At 67.4% G+C, this 18,612-nt stretch carries 23 protein-coding genes; 9 read left to right on the plus strand and 14 right to left on the minus strand.

Going from position 1 to position 18,612, the window contains the following annotated elements:
• Positions 1–6 precede the first annotated feature (6 nt).
• Positions 7–789 (plus strand): hypothetical protein, encoded by a 783-nt coding sequence (locus ACWDNU_RS13265; protein ID WP_449668990.1) that lies wholly within the window; start codon positions 7–9, stop codon positions 787–789.
• Here ACWDNU_RS13265 and ACWDNU_RS13270 read toward each other — a convergent pair.
• The gene (locus ACWDNU_RS13270; RefSeq protein WP_370934500.1) at positions 776–1,711 is read right to left on the minus strand and encodes an XRE family transcriptional regulator; all 936 of its coding nucleotides are present in this window, start codon (positions 1,709–1,711) and stop codon (positions 776–778) included. The two genes, ACWDNU_RS13265 and ACWDNU_RS13270, sit on opposite strands and share 14 nt — an antisense overlap.
• Before the next feature lie 107 nt (positions 1,712–1,818).
• Positions 1,819–2,259 carry a MarR family winged helix-turn-helix transcriptional regulator gene (locus tag ACWDNU_RS13275; RefSeq protein WP_449668991.1) on the minus strand — a complete coding sequence of 147 codons (441 nt, stop codon included), beginning with the start codon at positions 2,257–2,259 and terminating at the stop codon, positions 1,819–1,821.
• A 132-nt stretch (positions 2,260–2,391) separates the two neighbouring features.
• Here ACWDNU_RS13275 and ACWDNU_RS13280 point away from each other — a divergent pair, with 132 nt between their 5' ends.
• The 8 genes from ACWDNU_RS13280 to ACWDNU_RS13315 all read left to right on the plus strand — a co-directional run bounded on the left by ACWDNU_RS13280 (position 2,392) and on the right by ACWDNU_RS13315 (position 8,845).
• Positions 2,392–3,453, plus strand: a complete 1,062-nt coding sequence (locus tag ACWDNU_RS13280; RefSeq protein ID WP_449668992.1) for an LLM class flavin-dependent oxidoreductase — start codon at positions 2,392–2,394, stop codon at positions 3,451–3,453.
• A complete protein-coding gene (locus ACWDNU_RS13285) occupies positions 3,450–3,983 on the plus strand; it encodes an NAD(P)H-dependent oxidoreductase (RefSeq protein WP_449668993.1) in 534 nt (177 codons plus the stop codon). The genes ACWDNU_RS13280 and ACWDNU_RS13285 overlap by 4 nt, the downstream gene beginning before the upstream one ends.
• Positions 3,984–4,285: 302 nt before the next feature.
• Positions 4,286–4,606 (plus strand): ArsR/SmtB family transcription factor, encoded by a 321-nt coding sequence (locus ACWDNU_RS13290; RefSeq protein WP_370934496.1) that lies wholly within the window; start codon positions 4,286–4,288, stop codon positions 4,604–4,606.
• Positions 4,603–4,836, plus strand: coding sequence for a hypothetical protein (locus ACWDNU_RS13295; RefSeq protein WP_370934495.1), 234 nt, complete (start codon positions 4,603–4,605; stop codon positions 4,834–4,836). The genes ACWDNU_RS13290 and ACWDNU_RS13295 overlap by 4 nt, the downstream gene beginning before the upstream one ends.
• The gene (locus tag ACWDNU_RS13300; RefSeq protein ID WP_449668994.1) at positions 4,833–5,564 is read left to right on the plus strand and encodes a sensor domain-containing protein; all 732 of its coding nucleotides are present in this window, start codon (positions 4,833–4,835) and stop codon (positions 5,562–5,564) included. Before ACWDNU_RS13295 ends, ACWDNU_RS13300 begins: the two co-directional genes overlap by 4 nt.
• 404 nt (positions 5,565–5,968) lie before the next feature.
• Positions 5,969–6,892 carry a 2,3-diaminopropionate biosynthesis protein SbnA gene (sbnA, locus tag ACWDNU_RS13305; RefSeq protein WP_449669040.1) on the plus strand — a complete coding sequence of 308 codons (924 nt, stop codon included), beginning with the start codon at positions 5,969–5,971 and terminating at the stop codon, positions 6,890–6,892.
• 122 nt (positions 6,893–7,014) lie between these two features.
• Positions 7,015–7,950, plus strand: a complete 936-nt coding sequence (locus ACWDNU_RS13310; RefSeq protein WP_449668995.1) for a tryptophan 2,3-dioxygenase — start codon at positions 7,015–7,017, stop codon at positions 7,948–7,950.
• A gap of 16 nt (positions 7,951–7,966) precedes the next feature.
• The gene (locus ACWDNU_RS13315) at positions 7,967–8,845 is read left to right on the plus strand and encodes an alpha/beta hydrolase (RefSeq protein ID WP_449668996.1); all 879 of its coding nucleotides are present in this window, start codon (positions 7,967–7,969) and stop codon (positions 8,843–8,845) included.
• Between the two features lie 38 nt (positions 8,846–8,883).
• Here the strand turns inward: ACWDNU_RS13315 and ACWDNU_RS13320 are convergent, their stop codons facing one another.
• From ACWDNU_RS13320 to ACWDNU_RS13375, 12 genes are all read right to left on the minus strand, one after another.
• Positions 8,884–9,684 carry an AfsR/SARP family transcriptional regulator gene (locus ACWDNU_RS13320; RefSeq protein WP_449668997.1) on the minus strand — a complete coding sequence of 267 codons (801 nt, stop codon included), beginning with the start codon at positions 9,682–9,684 and terminating at the stop codon, positions 8,884–8,886.
• Positions 9,685–9,693: 9 nt separating this feature from the next.
• Positions 9,694–10,452 (minus strand): AfsR/SARP family transcriptional regulator, encoded by a 759-nt coding sequence (locus ACWDNU_RS13325; RefSeq protein ID WP_370934489.1) that lies wholly within the window; start codon positions 10,450–10,452, stop codon positions 9,694–9,696.
• 207 nt (positions 10,453–10,659) lie between these two features.
• Complete coding sequence (locus ACWDNU_RS13330; protein ID WP_449668998.1) at positions 10,660–11,799, minus strand: acyl-CoA dehydrogenase family protein; 1,140 nt, start codon at positions 11,797–11,799, stop codon at positions 10,660–10,662.
• Positions 11,792–12,499: a 2-hydroxychromene-2-carboxylate isomerase gene (locus tag ACWDNU_RS13335; RefSeq protein ID WP_370934487.1), complete on the minus strand. Its 708-nt coding sequence runs from the start codon at positions 12,497–12,499 to the stop codon at positions 11,792–11,794. The genes ACWDNU_RS13330 and ACWDNU_RS13335 overlap by 8 nt, the downstream gene beginning before the upstream one ends.
• A 13-nt stretch (positions 12,500–12,512) precedes the next feature.
• Positions 12,513–13,253 (minus strand): 3-oxoacyl-ACP reductase FabG, encoded by a 741-nt coding sequence (gene fabG / locus ACWDNU_RS13340; protein WP_370934486.1) that lies wholly within the window; start codon positions 13,251–13,253, stop codon positions 12,513–12,515.
• Entirely contained in the window at positions 13,250–13,738 is a 489-nt protein-coding gene (locus tag ACWDNU_RS13345) for a 3-hydroxyacyl-ACP dehydratase FabZ family protein (protein ID WP_370934485.1), read from the minus strand. The genes fabG and ACWDNU_RS13345 overlap by 4 nt, the downstream gene beginning before the upstream one ends.
• Complete coding sequence (locus tag ACWDNU_RS13350; protein WP_370934484.1) at positions 13,735–14,097, minus strand: 3-hydroxyacyl-ACP dehydratase FabZ family protein; 363 nt, start codon at positions 14,095–14,097, stop codon at positions 13,735–13,737. Before ACWDNU_RS13350 ends, ACWDNU_RS13345 begins: the two co-directional genes overlap by 4 nt.
• The gene (locus ACWDNU_RS13355; RefSeq protein WP_449668999.1) at positions 14,094–15,212 is read right to left on the minus strand and encodes a beta-ketoacyl synthase N-terminal-like domain-containing protein; all 1,119 of its coding nucleotides are present in this window, start codon (positions 15,210–15,212) and stop codon (positions 14,094–14,096) included. The genes ACWDNU_RS13350 and ACWDNU_RS13355 overlap by 4 nt, the downstream gene beginning before the upstream one ends.
• Positions 15,209–16,153, minus strand: coding sequence for a thioesterase family protein (locus ACWDNU_RS13360; RefSeq protein ID WP_370934482.1), 945 nt, complete (start codon positions 16,151–16,153; stop codon positions 15,209–15,211). The genes ACWDNU_RS13355 and ACWDNU_RS13360 overlap by 4 nt, the downstream gene beginning before the upstream one ends.
• Positions 16,150–16,911 (minus strand): alpha/beta fold hydrolase, encoded by a 762-nt coding sequence (locus tag ACWDNU_RS13365; protein ID WP_449669000.1) that lies wholly within the window; start codon positions 16,909–16,911, stop codon positions 16,150–16,152. Before ACWDNU_RS13365 ends, ACWDNU_RS13360 begins: the two co-directional genes overlap by 4 nt.
• Positions 16,908–18,140 (minus strand): beta-ketoacyl-[acyl-carrier-protein] synthase family protein, encoded by a 1,233-nt coding sequence (locus ACWDNU_RS13370; protein ID WP_449669001.1) that lies wholly within the window; start codon positions 18,138–18,140, stop codon positions 16,908–16,910. Before ACWDNU_RS13370 ends, ACWDNU_RS13365 begins: the two co-directional genes overlap by 4 nt.
• 39 nt (positions 18,141–18,179) lie before the next feature.
• The gene (locus ACWDNU_RS13375) at positions 18,180–18,452 is read right to left on the minus strand and encodes an acyl carrier protein (protein ID WP_370934479.1); all 273 of its coding nucleotides are present in this window, start codon (positions 18,450–18,452) and stop codon (positions 18,180–18,182) included.
• Between the last annotated feature and the right edge of the window lie 160 nt (positions 18,453–18,612).

Here is an 18,612-nt window from a genome sequence, read left to right on the forward strand (position 1 = left end):
GCCGCCATGGGTGAGATCTGCCGGAAGTTCGCCGCCGGCGCGGCGATCGCGGTCGCGGCGCTCCTGTCCGCCGGTCCCGCCGAGGCCGCCGGGGCCTCGTGGGTCGCGCCGCCGTCGGAGCAGGACGTCGCGGCCGCGGTCAAAGCCGCGGAAACGGCGCGTGCGATCAGTTTCGCCACGTCGAACTTCCGGCAGGTCGGCCACGGCGAACCCGGCCGGATCACGGTCGGGCACAAGGGAATCCCGGTCTACACGCTCAATCCCGATTTCGTCGCGGCGAAGCCGGGAGCACCGGCCGGGGTGCTGCGGTCGATCGCGGTCACGGCCACCGCGGCCACCGGCGCGAAAGCCACCCTCCGCGCCGCGCCCGACCGCGCCGCGCCGAGCGGCTGGTCGGTCGGGAACGTGTTGTCCGGCAACGACGAGGAGACGCTCAGCGCCCGGCTGCGCCCGGGTTCGGTGCTGCTGAACGAACCGCAGATCAACGGCTGGTACGACCTCGGCCGCGACGGCGTCGTGCTCCTGCAGGCCAGCCTTCCCCAGTCGCCGGTCGGCCAGTTCACGCCGATCGCCGATTACGAGCAGCAGGTGCACTCCCGCTACGCCGACAAACTGCCCGGTTCCGATTACCAGCGCGGCGGCGGCATCGGGTTCAAGCAGACCCTCCAGCGCGACACCGGACCGGCCGGTTCGCTGACCGTCGGGCTGATCGTGTTCGGCTCCGCGGTGGCGGCGGGCGGCGCGTTCCTGTTGTGGCGCTGGACGAAACGCCGGATCAGTCCCAAATGAGATCGACTCCGGCGATGCCTACGCCGAGTTCCTCGAAGTAGGCGCTGACCGTGTTCCCCGGCCCGCAGAACAGCGGCTCGCGGACCAGCAGCTCCAGGTCTTCCCTCGGCCGGACGGTCCGCAGGCAGCGCGCGGGCAGCGCGGCCGGGTCGAAGCGCAGCCGCAGCAGGTACGCCGACATGCGGGAGCGCACGACCCGGTGGAAACTCCCCGGCCGGACCGAGGCGGAGGGACGCAGCGTGAAGCCGAACGTGTGCGTCTCCCCCTCGGCGAGGCCGCGGTCGAAAAGCACCTCGAACACCATTCCCGCCGACCGCATGCTGCGCCGCACCCGCCCGACCCGGCAGCCGTCGACCGCGATGATCTCCGTCGCGGTGACATCGCTGCCTTCCTCGTCCTGGTGCGTGACCAGGAAACTGTCCGGCCCGGATCTTCGGGCCCGCACCACCATGGTCGACGAGATCTCCTCGGTCCGGCCCTGCGCGCCGAGGGTCAGCACGTCGACGACCGTCGCGACGTCGAGGTCCGCGTTCTCCTCGACGCCGGGCGTTCCGCTCAGCTCGTCGCGCAGCGCGAACGTTTCCGCCCAGCTCTGCTGGAGTTCCGGCAGCGAGGGCCTGCGATCGGCGTCGGTGGTCCGGTGCGGCCCGATCAGCACGACCAGGCTGTCCGGCGGCAGGTTCAGCACCGACTCCAGAGCGCGCACGACGTCGAGCGACCGCGGCGCGGACGGACTGCGCAGCCCGCGCTGCCAGTAACTCAGCGTGGACTCGGCGACCGAAACCCCGTGCGCGGCGAGGTGCGCGCGAAGCCGCGAAAGGGACAGCCCGCGCCGGTCGACAGCCTCGGACAACGCGCGGTGAAACGGACCGGACCGGACTGTTCGCGACGACCACCGGACCGCCAAGCTCTGCTGCTGCATCTGGCTTCCCCTGCTCGTGCCGAATAGCTGTTCAGCATGAGCAGTTCGTGACCGGGCAACAACCGTCCATGGTCGAGAATCGGACATTTCCCCCGGCTTGGGGAGGCTCAGGTGTCCTCGAGAGTCCGCCAGATGCCCGCCAGAAGGCGCAGCTGCTCGTCGTCCAGCCGGTCGAAGAACAGCGTCCGCAGGTCTTCGTGGTGCCGGCGGCGGGCTTTGCGGATCAGCGCGCGGCCCTGCGGGGTCAACACGGCGTCAAAGCTGCGGGCGTCTACCGCCGATTGGCGGCGTTCGATCAGTCCGCGGCTGACCAGCCGGTCAGCCAGCCGGGTGAAGCCGCCGGTGGACATCAGGCGGCGCTGCGCGAGGTCGGTCATCCGCATGCCCGCGTCGCCGGCTTGGGCCAACAGGGCCAGCACGCTGTACTCCGCCATGCTCACGTTGAGCGGCGCGAGCCCGTCCGCCAGCGCGCGCCACAGCCGCTCGTGCGTGAAGAGGAACCCGCTCCACGCCTCCTGTTCGAGGTCTCGCAGCCCGTCGCTCGCCATGGCGACACCGTAGTCCGGGCCCGGCAAACGGGTGATCACAGCCACCGCTGGAAATAGTTGCCTGCGCAGACAGGTTAATTCCGGCAGGCTCGGCCGCAGCGTGTGGCCGGGCGTCGGAAAGGAGCACCGACCATGGCTGAACCGCAGACCGCCGCTGATGCGCGGCCGTTCGAAATCGGCATCCTGACCTTCGGAGAACTCACCAAGGACCCGGTTTCCAGGACGCTCCCCTCGCCGCGGCAGCGGACGCGCGAGACGATCGAGCAGGCACAACTCGCCGATGAGGTCGGACTGGACGTCTTCGGCGTCGGCGAACACCACCGCAGCGATTTCGTCGGGTCCGCGCCCACGATCCTGCTCGCCGCGGCGGCCGAGCGCACCGAACGGATCCGGCTGACCAGCGCGGTGACCGTGCTGAGCTCCGAGGACCCGGTGCGGGTGTGGGAGCAGTTCGCGACCATTGATCTGCTGTCCGCGGGCCGCGCCGAGATCATCGCGGGCCGCGGCTCGTACACCGAGTCTTTTCCGCTCTTCGGCTACGACCTCGCCGATTACGCCGATCTCTTCCGCGAAAAGCTCGACCTCCTCCTGTCGATCCGCGAGCAGAATCCGTTGACCTGGAAGGGAAAGTTCCGCGCACCGCTCGATGACGCCGACATCGCGCCGCGCGCAGACGGCTTGCCGATCTGGGTAGGCGTCGGCGGGTCCGCGGCGTCAGCGATCAGCACCGGACGGCGCGGACTGCCGATGGCGATGGCGTTGCTGCTGGGACCGTTGACCCAGCATGAGCAGACCGCCGCCCTCTACCGGCAGGCGGCGCGGGAGGCCGGGCACGATCCGACGTCGATCAGCATCAACGTGCACGGATATGTCGGGCGCACCAGCCAGGAAGCGCGCGAGACCATGTATCCGTACTTCGCGCAGGGCATGCTGGAGAACAACCATCAGCGCGGCGAAGGGATGCTGCTGTCCCGGTCCGCCTTCGACGCACAGGCCTCGCCCGGGTCAGGACTGCTGGTGGGAAGTTCGGCGGAGCTGATCGAGAAACTGCTTGCCTATCACGAGTTTTACAACCTGAACCGGGTCTTGGTTCAACTCGGCTTCGGCGGGATGCCGCAGAAAGCACACCTGGAAGCGATCGAACGGCTAGGCACCGAGGTCGCCCCGGTCGTGCGACGGGAGATCGCGTCGTGAGCGAACTGCGGGTGGCGGTCGTGAACGGAAGCCCGAGCCGGCCGTCCAAGACGGTGGGGCTGGTGGACGTCATCCTGGAAACCCTCGGCGGGCTGCTCCCGGTCTCGGCGACCCGGATCGACGTGTACCGGTTGGGGCTAGCCGGAACGATCGAGCGCACGGGCGTGCCGCCGGACGTCGAGGCCGCCCTGCGAAGCGCCGAAGGGGCCGACCTGCTGATCGCGGCGACGCCGGTGTTCCGCGGCTCGTATCCCGGGATGTTCAAGCAGTTCTTCGATCTTGTCGACCAGTACGCCTTGGTCGACAAACCCGTCCTGCTGGCAGCTACTGGCGGGGGCGACCACCACGCACTGGTGCTGGAGCACGCGCTGCGGCCGTTGTTCGGGTTCTTCCAGGCCCTGACGCTGCCGGTCGGGATTTTCGCTTCCAGCGGGGATTTTGACGGGACCGCACTGTTGAATCCGCGGGTGCACGGGAGAATCCAGATCGCGGTCGAGTCCGCGATGCGGTTCCTTCCGGCACCGGCCTGAGTTGAGTTCCCGGCGGCCAGGAACGGCAGCACCACGGTCAGGAGCCCGCAGCCGTTCCGCCGCCGTTCGGCATGAGCAGTTCGCGCCGCATGTCAACCGTTCACGGCCGGCAACTGGACATTTCCCCGAGCCTTCGGACGCCGCCACCCCTGCAGCGCACAGTGCACGAACGCCGTCACGTACTGTCCACCTGCGGCAATCCGCAGGCCGCGGCCAATTTGACACTGATACTTTTCACCTGTCAGTCTAGACTGACAGCTCAAACGAGGGGGTGGAACCTGACCAGCGAAGAGCTCCTCACCGTGCTCGCGGCGATCGGGCACACCCAGCGGCTGCGCATCATCGCGGAGCTGGCGAAGGGCCGCGTGCACGTCAGCGAGCTGGCCCGTCGGCTCGAGCTGTCCCGCCCGCTGCTCTACATGCATCTCGAACGTCTGCAGAAGGCCGCCCTCGTCACCGGCAGTCTCGAACTGTCCGAAGACGGCAAAGCGATGAAGTACTTCGAGATCACGCCCTTCGAGCTGACCCTCGACGTGGGCACCATCGTCGCCGCGTTGGCCGAGGATGAACAGAACAGCGGAATGCCGGAAGGATCGGACGAGGTGAAGGGGGTGAGCACATGAGCGGCGGGTTGACAGCCCTCGCCATCGTGCTGGTGTCCATCGGGGGAGTCACCGCGAGCGTGGTGTCTTACTTCCGGTTGCAACGACACCGGGCCGATGCGGTGGCACTGGCCGGGTATCGCAAACTCGCGCAGCAGGCGATCGCCAATCAGCAGGCGATCGAGACCCGGCTGACGCAGCTCGACGACAGGCTGTCGGAGGTCGAGAACCTCCTCCGGAGCGTGGGGTGACCCCGACGGCGGACCGGTTGCGAACGCACCGCAATCCGTTCCGCACCCTCTTTTCGGCCAGCCCGTGGACGGCCACCGCCTACCTGCTCAGCTATCTGCCGGTGGGCACGTTCCTGTTCTGCGCGGCGACAGTCGTGGTGGTCGTCGCCTACGCCGCGAACATCACCTGGCTCGGCCTGCCGCTGTTGGTCGGTGCGGCCGGAATCGTCCGCGGCTGCGCGGAAATCGAACGCGCCCGGACCGCCCTTGTCGCCTCTCGCATCGACGGGCACTACCGGATCGTCCACGGCAGCGGCGTCTTCACGCAGATGAAGACCCGCTGGACCGACCCGGCGACCCTGCGCGACTGCGTTTATCTCATCCTGCTCTACCCGGTTCTTCTGCTGCTGGACAGCGCCACGCTGCTGATCTGGCTCACCACGATCGGCCTGATCACTGTTCCGCTGTGGTACTGGGCCGTCCCTCAGCACCTGGGCAGCGGCGACACCGCGCACGGTCTGATCGGCAACGGCTCCAATGGCGTGTGGATCGGCGACCTAGCCAGCGCGTTGCTTGTCGCCGCAGGCGCTTTCCTGCTCTCGACAGCGACTGTGTATCTGGTCATCGGCACCGCCAAACTGCATCTCAAGATCGCCCGCACAATGCTCGGAAAGCCCGCGGACCCGCTCGCCGCGGCCCGGCGCATGCTGGCCGAACCGGGACCGCTGCCCGCGATGACAGACAAGTAGTCAGCTTCCGGTCAGCACTTCGTCAGCTTCGGCCGTGAGCATGTCCTCATGGCTCAGCACACTGTGCACGACCGGCACAGTCAGCTGCGACGAGACGAACCGCTGCGCCTCGGCCCCTCATCGCGAGCGCTGAACCCGGCCTCAAGCGGCACGCGGGTCGGCCGCTGCGCGCAAAGTCGTCCGGCTTGGGCTGGATGGCCTGTCGAAGAAATCGGACCGCGCGATCTGGATTCGGCTCAGTCCAAACGTCCTGGCGGAGCCACCGCCGATCTGCCCGGGAAGGTCTTCTCCGAATGGCACGGCGTCGTCGACGATGCCGACCGCTGCTTGCTCGCAGAGCCTTCCGTGTCTCTGGCGGAACCCGCGGCAGACGCACGGAACTATCGGGGACGGAATCTCTCGACATGCCCGTGATCAGCCAACCGCACGAGTTCAACGTCCCCGACCTGTTTGTCGACCTGCGACCGGACATAGCGCTGTACCTCAAGGTCGAAGGACTCAACTTCGCCGGATCGGTGAAGCTGAAAGCCGCGGCCGAGATGATCGCGGCGGCCGAGCGCGACCGTCTGTTGTCCCCGGGGGCCGCCATCGTCGAAAGTTCGTCGGGCAATCTCGGCATCGCCTTGAGCCTGCTTGCGTTGAGCAGGGGCTACCGCTTCACCTGTGTGACCGACCTCCGGTGCAACAACGCGGCGATCAGGCTGATGCGCGCGCTCGGCGCCGATGTCGAGGTGATCGACCGGCCGCACCCCGACAGCGGTTTCCTCGGCGCTCGGCTCGCCCGCGTCGCCGAGTTGTGCGCCGCGGGCACCGGATATGTCTGGCTCAACCAGTACGCCAACGAGGCGAACTGGCTGGCGCATTACCAGACAACAGGCCCCGAGATCATCAAGAGCTTCCCGGAATTGGACGTACTGTTCGTCGGCACGGGGACGACCGGCACCTTGATGGGATGCGCGCGGTATCTGCGGGAGGTCAAGCCGTCCAGCCGGATCGTGGCCGTCGATGCCGAGGGGTCGGTCGTCTTCGGCGGGCCCGCCGGATCCCGGCTGATCCCCGGCATCGGGGCCGGGGTGCGACCCGCGCTGCTCGACGAGTCGTTCGTCGACGAGGTCCTGTTCATCTCCGAAGCCGATACCGTCCGCGAGTGCCGATCGCTTGCCGCGCAAGGTTTTCTGTTCGGCGGGTCAACCGGAACTGTGATCAGCGGAGCACGTGCCTGGTTGGCTCGCAACGCGCACGCGCGAGACCTGACCGCTGTCGCCATCGCCCCGGATCTCGGCGAGCGCTATCTCGACACTGTTTACGCTCGGAACTGGCCAATCTAGCCACCCGCCGAATATCAGAGCGGCGGCAATGGTGCCGCCAGCGTCACGACGGACGCTGGGATTGCCGTCCCGGACGCAGCCTCGATGTGCGCAGTCAGCAGGAAGTCAGTGTTGTGTCAGGGATGCTGGAGACGATTAAAATCGTGGCAGGCGAGCGAACAACAAGCGGTCCTCGTGCCTACGTGCCGTTGACCGACGAGGAACGGGCGGCAAAGGCTTCGAAAACCGGCGGAGGTCCGCTCCTGGATTTCGGAGTCGGCAGCGCCCGGCCCGAAAGCACCGCCTATATCGACTATCACAATGTCGACGTCCTGCTCGGCCAGCAGCATCCGCGTTCGGCCGAATCCGCCGAACTGACATTCCTGACCGTCGGACAGATCCAGGAACTGCTGTTCAAGCTGTTGTTCACCGACCTCGGCCGCACCAGGGACCTGCTGTTCGCCGACCGGATCGGCGACGCTCTCCGGCAGCTGCGCCGGATCGAGCGCAGCCAGCGCCTCCTCGTCGCAGCCTGGGAACCAGTCAGCGCGATCAGCCCCGCCGAGTTCGCGGGGTTCCGGGACCGGCTGGGCGACGCGTCCGGACTTCAGTCCTTCATGTACCGGCAGCTCGAGTTCGTGCTCGGTCGCAAAGATCCAGGTCTCGCCGAGGCGCACCGGAGTGTTGCCTGGGTGTACCGACAAGTCGATGCCGCACTGCGCGCGCCGAGCGTGTACGACGCCGCGATCTCGTTACTGCGCAGGCGCTTCGACTTTATTCCGGAAAAATGCTCCGTGCGGAACTACGCGGAGCCGTACCAGCCGCATCCGTCCGTCGAACGAGCTTGGGCCGAAGTCTGCCACAGCCCTGAGGCGCACCGCGAACTCCACTTGCTGGCTGAAGCTCTGACCGACCTGAGCTACCAGCACGCGCGATGGCGCTACACCCATCTGCTGGCTGTCGAGCGCATTATCGGAGGCAAGCCAGGCAGCGGGGGAACCTCAGGCGTGGCCTGGCTCGCAGGCGTCGCCGAACACCGGTTCTTCCCTGAACTGTGGACCGCCCGCGCGCACGGGTGAATTCAAGGAGCGTCGCGTGGGCTTTCGATATCGCGGATACAGCCGAACGGAACTCGACAACCAGTACTCGCCCAGCACCCGGACCGCGAACATGCGAGAGATCCTCACCGAGTACGCCGTCCGCAGCGCGCGCGCCCGGGCCGCGCGCCCAGGGCACTCGCAGCTGCGATACGGACCCGAACCACGCGAGGCACTCGACTTGTTCGCCGCGGACCAGCCGGACGCTCCGCTCCTGGTCTTCGTGCACGGCGGCTACTGGCAGGAGCTGAGCAAGGACGAATCGGTCTTTCCGGCGGAAGGACTGAGCGGTGCTTCATATGCCGCCGTCGGGTACGGTCTTGCTCCCGAATACCAGCTGAGCGAGATCGTCGGGCAAGTGCGCCGCGGATTGTGGTGGCTGATCGCGCATGCGGCCGAACTCGGCTTCTCGCCTCGGCGGATCCACCTCGCCGGACACTGCGCCGGAGCCTGCTTGGTCGCCGCGGCGCTGCAAACCGGATGGCTGCCGGACGGCAGTCATCCGGCCGATGTGTTCTCCTCGGCCATCCTCCTCTCCGGAGTCTACGATCTCCGGCCGCTGCAGCGGACTTATGTCAACGACAACGTCGGCCTGACGCCGGCGCAGGCCGCGGAGCTGAGTCCGCTCCTGCACCTGCCGGACCGACTCCCTCAGCTGATCGTTGCGCGAGGAGAAGCCGAAACGGACGAGTTCGCCCGGCAGCACGACGACCTCGTCCGCTGTGCCGCTCCCCGTGCGTCATCGGTCGAAGAATTCGTCGTGGCGCACCGCAACCACTTCGACCTCCCGTTCGACCTCGACGACCCCGCTACCGTTCTGGGAAGCGCGGTGTTCCGTCGGCTCGGCCTTTCGCGAGAACCGCTCATCCGGCCATGACCGGCGAAAGGAGTGCCGGTCCGTCGCCCGCCGCGGATTCAGGACAAGATCGCGGCGGACGAGGACCATCGGATCTGCCGATGGTCCCTGGCAGGCCACGGGAGCTCACCGGCCCCGGCAAGGATCGCCTGGTGCACGCCGCGCAGCAGGCCGCCCGGATCGATCCCGAGTTCCTCGGCCAGCTTCCGTCTGCCCTCGTCGAACAACGCGAGCGCTTCGGCCTGCCGATCAAGCCGGTACAGCACCACCATCGACTGCGCCCGGAACCGTTCCCGCAACGGATACTGCCGAACGAGCCGGGTGAGTTCGGGAAGGATTTGCGCATACCTGCCCAGCATCAAGTCCGCGTCCATCAGATCTTCGGCGGCCGTGGCCTTCGCCTCCTCGAGCCTGCCTGCTTCCGCGGTGAACAGGTGCTCGGAGACGTTGGACAGAGCGGGCCCCCGCCAACGCATCAGGGCCGCACGCAGGCACGCCGACGCTTCGTCGTGGCTGCCGGCAGCCGCAGCCGTCCGGCCGCGTTCCACGTCCGCCTCGAACTCGGCGTAGTCGAAAGCGCCTTCCTGCCCGATGTCGAGGAGGTAGCCCGGGGTTCGGCGCACAATGGTCGCGCCCTGTCCGAGCAGTTTGCGCAAACGCGAAATATAGGTCCAGATCTGGGCGCTCGACGTCGCGGGTGGTCGTTGCCCCCACAACAGATCGCTCATCTGCCCGTCGGACGTCACTCGTCCCCCGGACAGCAGCAGCGCCGCGAGCACGGTGCGCAGTTTTACTCCGTCCACCGGGATTTCCCGGTTCCCGTCGCCGATCCCGACCGGCCCCAGAATGCGGTACTCCACGGCCATCCCCTAGCCGAGAACCGCGTCTTGGACGAGAATGGCCTCGTAGATCCGGCGCATTCCCCTGCCGGGCTCGAGTCCCATTTCCGCGACCAGCCGTCTGCGGGTGTCATGAAAAACGTCCAGCGCTTCCGTCTGTCTGCCGTTTCGGTACAAGGCCAGCATCAGCTGTTCGCTGAACCGTTCGCGCTCCGGGTACTCCGCGGCCAGTCGGTTCAGTTCGGACACCAGTCCGCTGCCCTCGCCGTTGGCGAGTTTCGCGGTGATCAGGTCCTCTCTCGCTGTGAGCCTTCGCTCATCAAGGTGCGCGGCTTCGAGCAGGCACCGCTGCCCGTCGGGCACGTCGAGAAACGCGGGACCGCGCCACAGCAGCAATGCGCGCTCGAGCAATTCCACCGATCGCGCCGGATCCCTTGTTATCTCGGCGCTTCCGCGCCTCGCCAGGTCGACGAAGACGTGCGCGTCCACCTGGTCTTTCGGCAGATCGAGCAGATAGCCGCCGCTCACCGTCCGGACGATCTCGTCCGCCCTGCGGTCGGTGATCGACTCGATCTGCTTGCGCAGCCGAGTAATGTTCGCTTGCAAAGCGTTGCGTGCGTTGCCGATCCTGGTTTCGCCCCAGAGTTCTTCGACCAGGACAGCGGCAGGCACGGGCACCCCTGGCGACAACGCCAGCAACGCCAGTACCGCACGCACTTTCGCCGAGGCCACCTGGCAAGACCGGCCCGCTTCGGCGATTTCCAGCAAGCCGAGAATCTGTACCCGCATGGCTGAAGAGCCCTCCCCCAGAATCAAGCAACCCCATCGGCGGCAACTGTCGGATCCGGCCGCGGAAACCGCACGCGCACACCCGCCGGCGAGTCCCCACTCGCCAGCTATGGCCGAAATCAGGCCACACAGCGAACTTTAGCGACCAGCCGGGCCGCTTCCCACTACCATCTTCGCGAGCCGGACATACCACGGAGGTATGGCACTTCACAGTGCTCCCGCGATCACCTCTTTGAGCACTTCGCTGGTCCCGCCGAAGATCCGCGCGACCCGGGCGTCTGCCCATGCGCGGCCGATCGGGTACCCGGCCGTGTACCCGTTGCCGCCGAACAGCTGAAGACACTCGTCGACGACTTCGCCGAGCCGCTCGGTCGTCTCCACCTTGACCGTCGCCGCTTCGGACATCGTCAGCCGTCCGGCCAGTTCGCGTTCGACGCACCGGTCGAGCAGCGCACGGCTCGCCGCCGCCTTGACCGCGCATCCGGCCAGGACGAACCGGGTGTTCTGCATGCGGATCAGCGGTTTTCCGAACACCGTGCGATCGCGGCAGTAGCGCACCGTCTCGGCGATCGCGGCTTCCATCGCCGAGACCGACGAGACCGCAAGCAGCAACCGCTCCCGGGAGATCAGCCGGGGCAGCTGTCGCAGTGCCAGCCCTTCTCCGGCGCCGAGAAGGTTCGATGCCGGGATTCGCACGTTGTCGAAGAACAGTTCGCAGGTGTCCTGACCGTGCCTGCCGATCTTGTCCAGCGGGCGACCGCGGCTCAGCCCGGACACGCCTTCCGTCTCCACGACGAAGAAGGACGGGCGAACGCCTGCGATCTTGGCCAGCACGACGACAAGCCCCGATTGGACACCGTTGGTGACAAAGCTCTTGGCACCGTTAAGGAGATAGTCATCGCCTTCCACCCTCGCTGTCGCGGCGACAGCCTGGATATCGGACCCGGCCCCCGGTTCGGATATCGCGAGGGCCCCGACCAGTTCCCCCGAAGCGAGTTGTGGCAGCCACCGCTGCTTTTGTTCCTCGGTACCGTGTTCGAGCACATAGTGCGCAACGACCCCGTGGGCGCTCAAACCCCAGGCAGTGTCCCCCGCTCTCGCCTGTTCCTCGGCCAGGACCGCTTCGTGTGCGAACGTGCCGCCACCGCCGCCGTAGCTCTCCGGAATGCTTAGGCACAGCAGCCCTGCTTTGCCCGCCAGTGTCCACAGTGTCCGGTCGACCTGCCGGGCCTCCGCCCATCGCGACTGATGCGGAACCAGTTCCTCGGCGCAGAACCTCGCCACGGCGGCCCGGAACGGAGCGAGTTCGCCACCCGACCAGCACGGGTCGGCTCGCTGGTCAGCCACAGCCACCGGCGTGCCCGTCGTCAGGCGAACGACCCAGCCCGACCGCGGTGGTGACCACCTCGGTGCATCGTTGCCGAGGAGGACGCTTCGCCCGTACGTGGGCAGCGAATTCCTCGAGTCGGTCCAGGCCCCAGAAACGAGTGAAACGATGCACGAAGAACGGCACTCCGAAGGCACCGTCCTCGACCGCGTCCGCCATGCCGCGTGCGCCGGCGACGCGAAGTTCGTCGTCGTCGCACGCGTTGGCCACCGCGGCCGAGTCCAGATCTAGCGCGGCTCCGATTTCGCCTATGGTTCGCCGATCGCAGATGTCGCGGCCTTGTTCCCACCGTGCGCGATAAACCGCGTCGACGAAGGCTCTGCCGCTGCCGTGTCGTTCCGCGTAAAGGTAGCCGAGATGCGGCACCTCCCACACCGGTTCGACGTCGAGCGGCCACGACGGTCGCACCCCGCGTGCGGCGGCGAGCCGGGCAACGTCTTGCAAGATGTACAAATGCTTGGCCCGGGACATGTCGGTGTACGGGAGCTCACCGCCGAACTCCGCGATGAGCCGGGCGCTGCGCTCGTCCGGCTCGTAGTACGGCCGCCATTCGATCAAGTCCGCGACGTCGCGATGGAAGGCGAGCAGATCGCGATAGGCCAGCCACGAGTACGGGCTGCGCAGGGAAAAGTAGAACCTCGGTGTTGTGGATGTGCCCATTTTCCGTCCTCCGTCAGATCACCAGTCCGCCGTCGACCCCGAAGACCTGCCCGGTGACATAGCTCGCCCGGTCCGAGACGAGGAACGACACCAGGTCGGCCACCTCCTCCGGCCTGCCGAAGCGGCCGAGCGGAATCCGCGCGGCGAGCCCCTCGGTCGCCTTCGCCGCGAGACCCGAGGTCATGTCGGTTTCGATGAATCCCGGGGCCACGACGTTCGCCCGGATTCCGTACGCGCCCACCTCTTTGGCCAACGCCTTGGTGAATCCGATGATCCCGGCTTTGGCCGCGGAGTAGTTGGCCTGCGTCGCGTTGCCGTGCACGCCGGCGACCGAGGACACCGTGACCACGGTTCCCGCGCGGCGTTTGACCATGCCGAAAACCGCCGGAGCGCACACGTTGTACGTGCCGTCCAGATTGGTGCGCAACACCGCGTCCCAGTCCTGCTTCCCCAGCAGTACGAGCGGATTGTCCCGGACGATCCCGGCGCCCGAAACCACCGCATGGACCGGGCCGAGTTCGTCCTCTGCCCGGCGCACGAGGCTCTTGGCCTCGCCGTGATCAGACACGTCCGCACGGACTGCCAAGACCGAAGCGCCGCGGTCCCGCGCTTCCTTCTCCACGAGCGCGGCGGCAGCGTGGTCGGCCCGGTAGCAGAACGCCACGTCGTATCCGTCCTCCGCAAGCCGGTTGACCACGCTCCGCCCGATGCCGCGCGAACCCCCGGTGACCAGCGCTGCCTTCCGTCCGCTCATGCGGAAGCCTCGGTCGGGTGCCGCAGCACTTCCGCGTCGCGCAAGGCGACCACGGCCTGGCCGACTTCCAGGACCACCGATCCGCCCACCGAACTCCGCCCGTTGACCACCGCGGCGTCGTCGACGCGACGCAGCAGCTCCACCTGGTGTTCCACCAGCTGTCCGGGGTAGACCGGAGCGGGAAGCCGGACTCCCTTGATGCTCGCGGCCAGCTCGACCTTGCCGCCGAGGACGTCCGGGTTCGGGGTGTCCCAACAAGCCAGCATGACCGCCGATTGCGCCCACGATTCGAGCAGCAAGGCGACCGGGTACGCGTAGTCCTCCTCTGCCGCCGTGTCCGGGAGGCTCTGATAGCACGGCTCCGCCGCGGTCACGGCCTTGTACGCGGTCAGCTGCCGCCCCGGCACTACCTCGGCGACCCGGTCTATCAGGAGAATCGGCCAGCGGTGCGGGATGACGCTCTTGATTTTCGGGATTCCGTTCACGATCCGCCCCCAGGTGCGTAGTGCAGGACGACTTCGGCGACCAGCTCTCCCTCGACCCGGACGGTCGCCGAACATGCCAGCAGTCCGCCGTCGCTCTCGGACAGTTCGGCCCGGATCGACAGCTCGTCGCCCGGATAGACCGGACGCAGGAACTTGATCTTGTCCAGTGCCACCGCCCGGACGCGTCCCCGGCGTGCCCGCACAGTCGCGTTGACGTATTCGACCAGGTAGAGGCCCGGCAGAATGGCGAATCCGGGATAGTGGCCGCCGAACACCGGATTCGCGGCATCCGCCCGAGCGCGTGCCGACAAGATCGCGTCCGTCTCTTCGACGTCCTCGACCGGCCAAGCGGTTGTCATGCGGCACCGCCAAGAAGAGCGCATCCAACCGTGCCGTCCCGGCCGATCGCGGTGATCAGGGCGGCGTCGTCCGTCCCGAACGGGCTCCGCTCCAACTCAGCCAGCACCGCGGCCAACTGGAACCCGGTCGCCACAGCCGAAGTGTCGCCGACGAGCGGCCCGCAACGGATCCGGCGGCGATCAGCGCTCTCGCCGAGCGCGTCGTTCACCGCCTCCTCCTCGGCAGCCGAGACCGTGCTGGCGACTCCCGACAGAGAAACCAGCCGGACCTGGTCCGCGCCGGTCCCGGTCTCCGCCAGCACCGAACGGACACAGTCGGAGAGCGCCCGGGAAGCCCGGTCCGGCGCGCCGAAGGCCCGGAATCTGGTGCCCAGCACACGAGCGAGCGCCGGTCGCCCGGCGGCTCGTGCCTCGTCCGAAGACTCCAGAAGAAAGAACGCGCCGCCTTCGCCGAGCGCGTGGGCCCGCTCGCCGCTCGCCGCTCCGGCATGCCACTCCAGCCAGGCCCGCTGGGTCGAATACTCCTCCACGGCACCGCACAGCACCCGGTCGGTGTGCCCGCCGCGGTACAGCCGCGCGGCGTAGCTCAACGCGAGGAGCCCCGTCAGCCAATCCCCGCTGATCGTCGTGTTCGGTCCCTTGATCGTGTGCCAGATCGCGCTTTGCCCGGCGGCCTTGTTCATCACCGTGTTCGGGAATTTGGCCGGATCGACGTGGTAGGGCTTCTCCCCGGAGAGCGAATCTCTCGTCGTGTCCATAATGGACTGGACGCTCGCCCAGCCGGTGCCGAGGACAAGTCCGGCCCGCTCGGGCGCCGCCGACAGTTCGGCCGAGGCCTGCTCGACCAGACCGCCGACCGAGGTCACGGCCAGCGCGGTGAGCCGGTCCATCAGCCGGGTCCCCTTGCGGCCCAGGTACTTCGCCGCGGTGAAATCGGGAACCATCCCGGCCCGGTCGTAAGGCACCGGGAAAACCGCTTTGTCGACTTCGGATATTCCGCTGCGGGCGTGGGCGATTCCGTCGGCGAATACCTCCTTGCCCACCCCGAACGGCGACACCGTGAACCAGGCCGAGAGCACCAGTTCGTCAGTGCGGCAGGCGACGGCGGTGTTCACTTCTCACCGCCCTTGCCCGCCAAGGCGTTCAACAGCCGGTCGTCGAAATCGACCTGCGACCAATCGCGCCGGTTTTCGATGACCGCGTAGCCGTGGGTGATCCGTCCGGTCGCGGTCTTGACCAGTGCGCCGTCCCGCACGACATAGGTGTCCATCCGTGCGGTGTAGGTCAGCCTTTTAAACACCGTCTCCACGGTGAAGACGGTGTACAACTCCTCTTCCATGCCAACCTCGTCGAGCACGATGATCGACGAACTGGGCACCACCGGAATCCAGTTCTGTTCCGACAGCAACGTGTGGATGGACACGCCGCGGTCAGCCAGGAACAGGTCGACCGCCTCCTCCATCAGCCGCAGATAGCCCGACATCTGCAACCGCTCGGTGAAATGGCAGTACGGGTAAGGAATCCGCCACTTCCAGCCGTAGGCGTTCTGGCCGGCAAGCAGCTCCGGGAGAGGATCTCCGGCGCACGGCACCGGGTCGGGGTCCATGCCCAGCCGCGGCACGAGCCTGGTCGCCAGTTCGGCGGGCGCGGGCTCGGCGGGGAAGCCTCGAGGATCTTCGCGCAGGGTCACCTCCACCTTGGCTGTCACCGTCTTCACCGGCTGGTCCCGGTCGGCGACCATCTCGACGGAGAACCGCAGCTCCGGCCCGTCTCCGGGAAGCTCGCGCACAGTGGCCACGGCGACGTCGTCGATGTGGTACGCGGTCCACATCCGGGTCTCGATGCGAGTGAGGTCGGTGCACACGCCGAACCGCTCGTACAGTTCGCCCGCCGGGTGGCCGCGCTGGCGCAAATGGTCGAGAACAGCTTCCTCGACCAGGTAACTGACGTGCTTGAAACCGATCCACGTGCAAATGTTGGAACCTTCGTAGCGCGGGCGGAGGACCGTTTCGGTGCGGTGGTCCGGTGCGGTCGGGGCGATCTGGGTCGAGGTCACGTCAGCTCCAGGGCAGGACTTGTCGGAAGTACGGATGCCGTCAGGAAATCCAGGACGGCGCGGGCGAACGCGCCCGGTTGCTCCAGCATCGGGAAGTGGCCGCAGTCGCCGAGCACCCCGAATCCGCCACTGGGAAGCAGTTCGGCCAGCGCCCGGCTGTCCGACTGGCGGGTGGCGATGTCGGAGTCGCCTGCCAGAACCAGTTGCGGCGCACGGATGCCGGACAGGTCAAGGAACGGCGTGCGCAGGTACGACTCGAAGAACCGGACCCAGCCGTAGGGCCCGATCTGGTCCCGGATCCGGCACGCTCGTTCGAGTCGCTCTCCCGCGCCACCGCCGCCGAGGCGCAGCGCCTCGGCGAAGATGAGGTGAAACTCGTTGAGATACCGGGAAATGTCCGTCCAGGTGAAGTCCGTTGGCTCCGCCCGGTAGAACACGCTGGCCAGCACCGCGGGCCTCGGGGCGATCCGGTCGGCCGCGAAAGCCTCGAGCAACAGGCCCGCGGCGAAGGAATGCGCGATGACCGCGTCGAAACCGGGTCCGTTCTCGACGGCGTCCACGACCGCCGCGGCCTGGTCGGCAACGTGGCCCCAGCCGCCGTCGAGTCCGTGCCACGGCAACCGGACGTCCCACAGCTCGACTGAATCGCCCAGCTGGTCAGCGAACCGGTCCCACATGCTGTTCGTGCATCCCAGGCCGTGCAGCAGCAAGACCCGCGCCGAACCTCGGGACTCACGACGGCGAAGCGGGACCGTCATGCGACGGCCTGATGCCGTCCGACGATCAGCACGGCGTTGTTGCCGCCGAAGGCAAGGCCGTTGTTCTGCACCACGTTGACCGTTGCCTGCCGCGCTTCGTTGGGAACACAATCGACGTCGCACTCCGGATCGGTCCGGACGTGGTTGATCGTCGGAGGAATGAAGCCTTCGGTAATCGCCAGCGCACTCGCCGCCGCACCGAGCGCACTGGCCGCGCCCATCGCGTGGCCGAGCATGCTCTTGATGGAGATGGTCGGCGGCGGATCATCGTCGAACGCCTCGCGGATGGCTCCCACCTCGGTCATGTCGTTGGCTTTGGTGCCGGTGCCGTGCGCGGAGATGAAGTCGATGTCCTTCGGCTTCACGCCGGCGTTGGCGTGTGCCAGCTCCATGCATCGGGCCAGGCTGTTCCGGTCCGGATGGACCGGGCTGAGCGCGTCGCAGTTCAAGCCGTACCCGAGGAGTTCGGCGTAGATCCGCGCACCGCGGGCCTCCGCCGATTCGAGGCTCTCCAGCAGGAGGATGCCCGCTCCCTCGCCGACCAGGATTCCCTTGCGGTCGAGATCGAACGGCTGGCAGGTTTCCGGAGCCATCGCCCCGAGCCGGTAGAAGCCGGCATAGGTCTTGCGGCAGAGGGCGTCGACCCCTCCGCAGAGCGCGACGTCGACGTCGCCCGCCCGGATGGCGTCGATCCCGTGCCCGATCGCGTAATTGCCCGCGGCGCACGCGGTCGGGATGGTCACGGCCTCCACGTCAGCCAGCTCCAGCTCCCGGATGACAGTGGTGGCCAGGCGTGCGGCTGGGGATCGCAACGCGAGCACGGGATCCAATGCCTCCGGCCCGTGCCGGTATTGATCGACCGCCAGTTTGTCGAGATCGCGCGACTCCCCGTCGGTGGTGCCGACGGAGACCAGCACCCGGCCGGACCGGAGGTCGCCGGGCGGAAGGCCGGCGTCCTCCACCGCCATCCGGGCGGCCGCGGCCGAGAACTGGCTCGCCCGCCCGATGCCCGCCGGATCGATGTTCTCGATCCAGCCGGACGGATCGAAGCCGGTGATCTCGCATCCGTTGGCGTGCGCATAACCGGCCGTCTCGAAAGACGTGATCGGTTTGACGCCGCTGCGTCCGTTTCTCAGTCCGGCAGCGAAGTCCTCGACTCCGATGCCGATGCTGGTGACCACGCCGAGGCCGGTGATCACGACCTTGCGCGGTGCTCGGTTCTCAGGCACCTTCAGCTCCCCATGGTTGTCGCCGGCCGGTTCGGGCCGCTACTGGGCCTTCCTCGCCTCTTCGACGACAGCCACGACGCTGTCCAGGTTCACCATTCGCGCGAGCTCGTTCTGGTCGATGTCGACCCCGAGGGTGCGCTCGAGAGAGGACAGGATTTCGATGGCTCCCATCGAGTCCGCACCGTGGTCCTCTTTGAACAGGCTGGTTCCGGTCATTTCGTCCGGATCGATTTCCAAGATCTCGCAGACGATTTCCTTGATCTTGGCGTGGCGCGTCTCGTCCGTATCCGCGGCCGAGTTCGTTGTCGTCATCGCAGGTCTCCAACCAGGGACTGGCTCAGTGGTCTCGGTTCCTGGGCCAACCTCTCAACGACGGCTATATCTTTCCTATACCCGCACGCCTCCGGGCGCGACGTCCGCTGGTACTGGGGGAGAACCGCGGACGCCGCGCCGTCGGAGCCGGCCGGCAGGG

The sequence above is a fragment of the Amycolatopsis sp. NPDC003676 genome (genome assembly GCF_053587275.1).

Excerpts from the sequence above, each read along its gene's own strand:
- ACWDNU_RS13265 (WP_449668990.1), top strand. The coding sequence starts at position 7 with ATGGGTGAGATCTGCCGGAAGTTCGCCGCCGGCGCGGCGATCGCGGTC.
- ACWDNU_RS13270 (WP_370934500.1), bottom strand. The coding sequence starts at position 1,711 with ATGCAGCAGCAGAGCTTGGCGGTCCGGTGGTCGTCGCGAACAGTCCGG.
- ACWDNU_RS13275 (WP_449668991.1), bottom strand. The coding sequence starts at position 2,259 with ATGGCGAGCGACGGGCTGCGAGACCTCGAACAGGAGGCGTGGAGCGGG.
- ACWDNU_RS13280 (WP_449668992.1), top strand. The coding sequence starts at position 2,392 with ATGGCTGAACCGCAGACCGCCGCTGATGCGCGGCCGTTCGAAATCGGC.
- ACWDNU_RS13295 (WP_370934495.1), top strand. The coding sequence starts at position 4,603 with ATGAGCGGCGGGTTGACAGCCCTCGCCATCGTGCTGGTGTCCATCGGG.
- sbnA (WP_449669040.1), top strand. The coding sequence starts at position 5,969 with ATGCCCGTGATCAGCCAACCGCACGAGTTCAACGTCCCCGACCTGTTT.
- ACWDNU_RS13310 (WP_449668995.1), top strand. The coding sequence starts at position 7,015 with ATGCTGGAGACGATTAAAATCGTGGCAGGCGAGCGAACAACAAGCGGT.
- ACWDNU_RS13325 (WP_370934489.1), bottom strand. The coding sequence starts at position 10,452 with ATGCGGGTACAGATTCTCGGCTTGCTGGAAATCGCCGAAGCGGGCCGG.
- ACWDNU_RS13335 (WP_370934487.1), bottom strand. The coding sequence starts at position 12,499 with ATGGGCACATCCACAACACCGAGGTTCTACTTTTCCCTGCGCAGCCCG.
- fabG (WP_370934486.1), bottom strand. The coding sequence starts at position 13,253 with ATGAGCGGACGGAAGGCAGCGCTGGTCACCGGGGGTTCGCGCGGCATC.
- ACWDNU_RS13350 (WP_370934484.1), bottom strand. The coding sequence starts at position 14,097 with ATGACAACCGCTTGGCCGGTCGAGGACGTCGAAGAGACGGACGCGATC.
- ACWDNU_RS13365 (WP_449669000.1), bottom strand. The coding sequence starts at position 16,911 with ATGACGGTCCCGCTTCGCCGTCGTGAGTCCCGAGGTTCGGCGCGGGTC.
- ACWDNU_RS13375 (WP_370934479.1), bottom strand. The coding sequence starts at position 18,452 with ATGACGACAACGAACTCGGCCGCGGATACGGACGAGACGCGCCACGCC.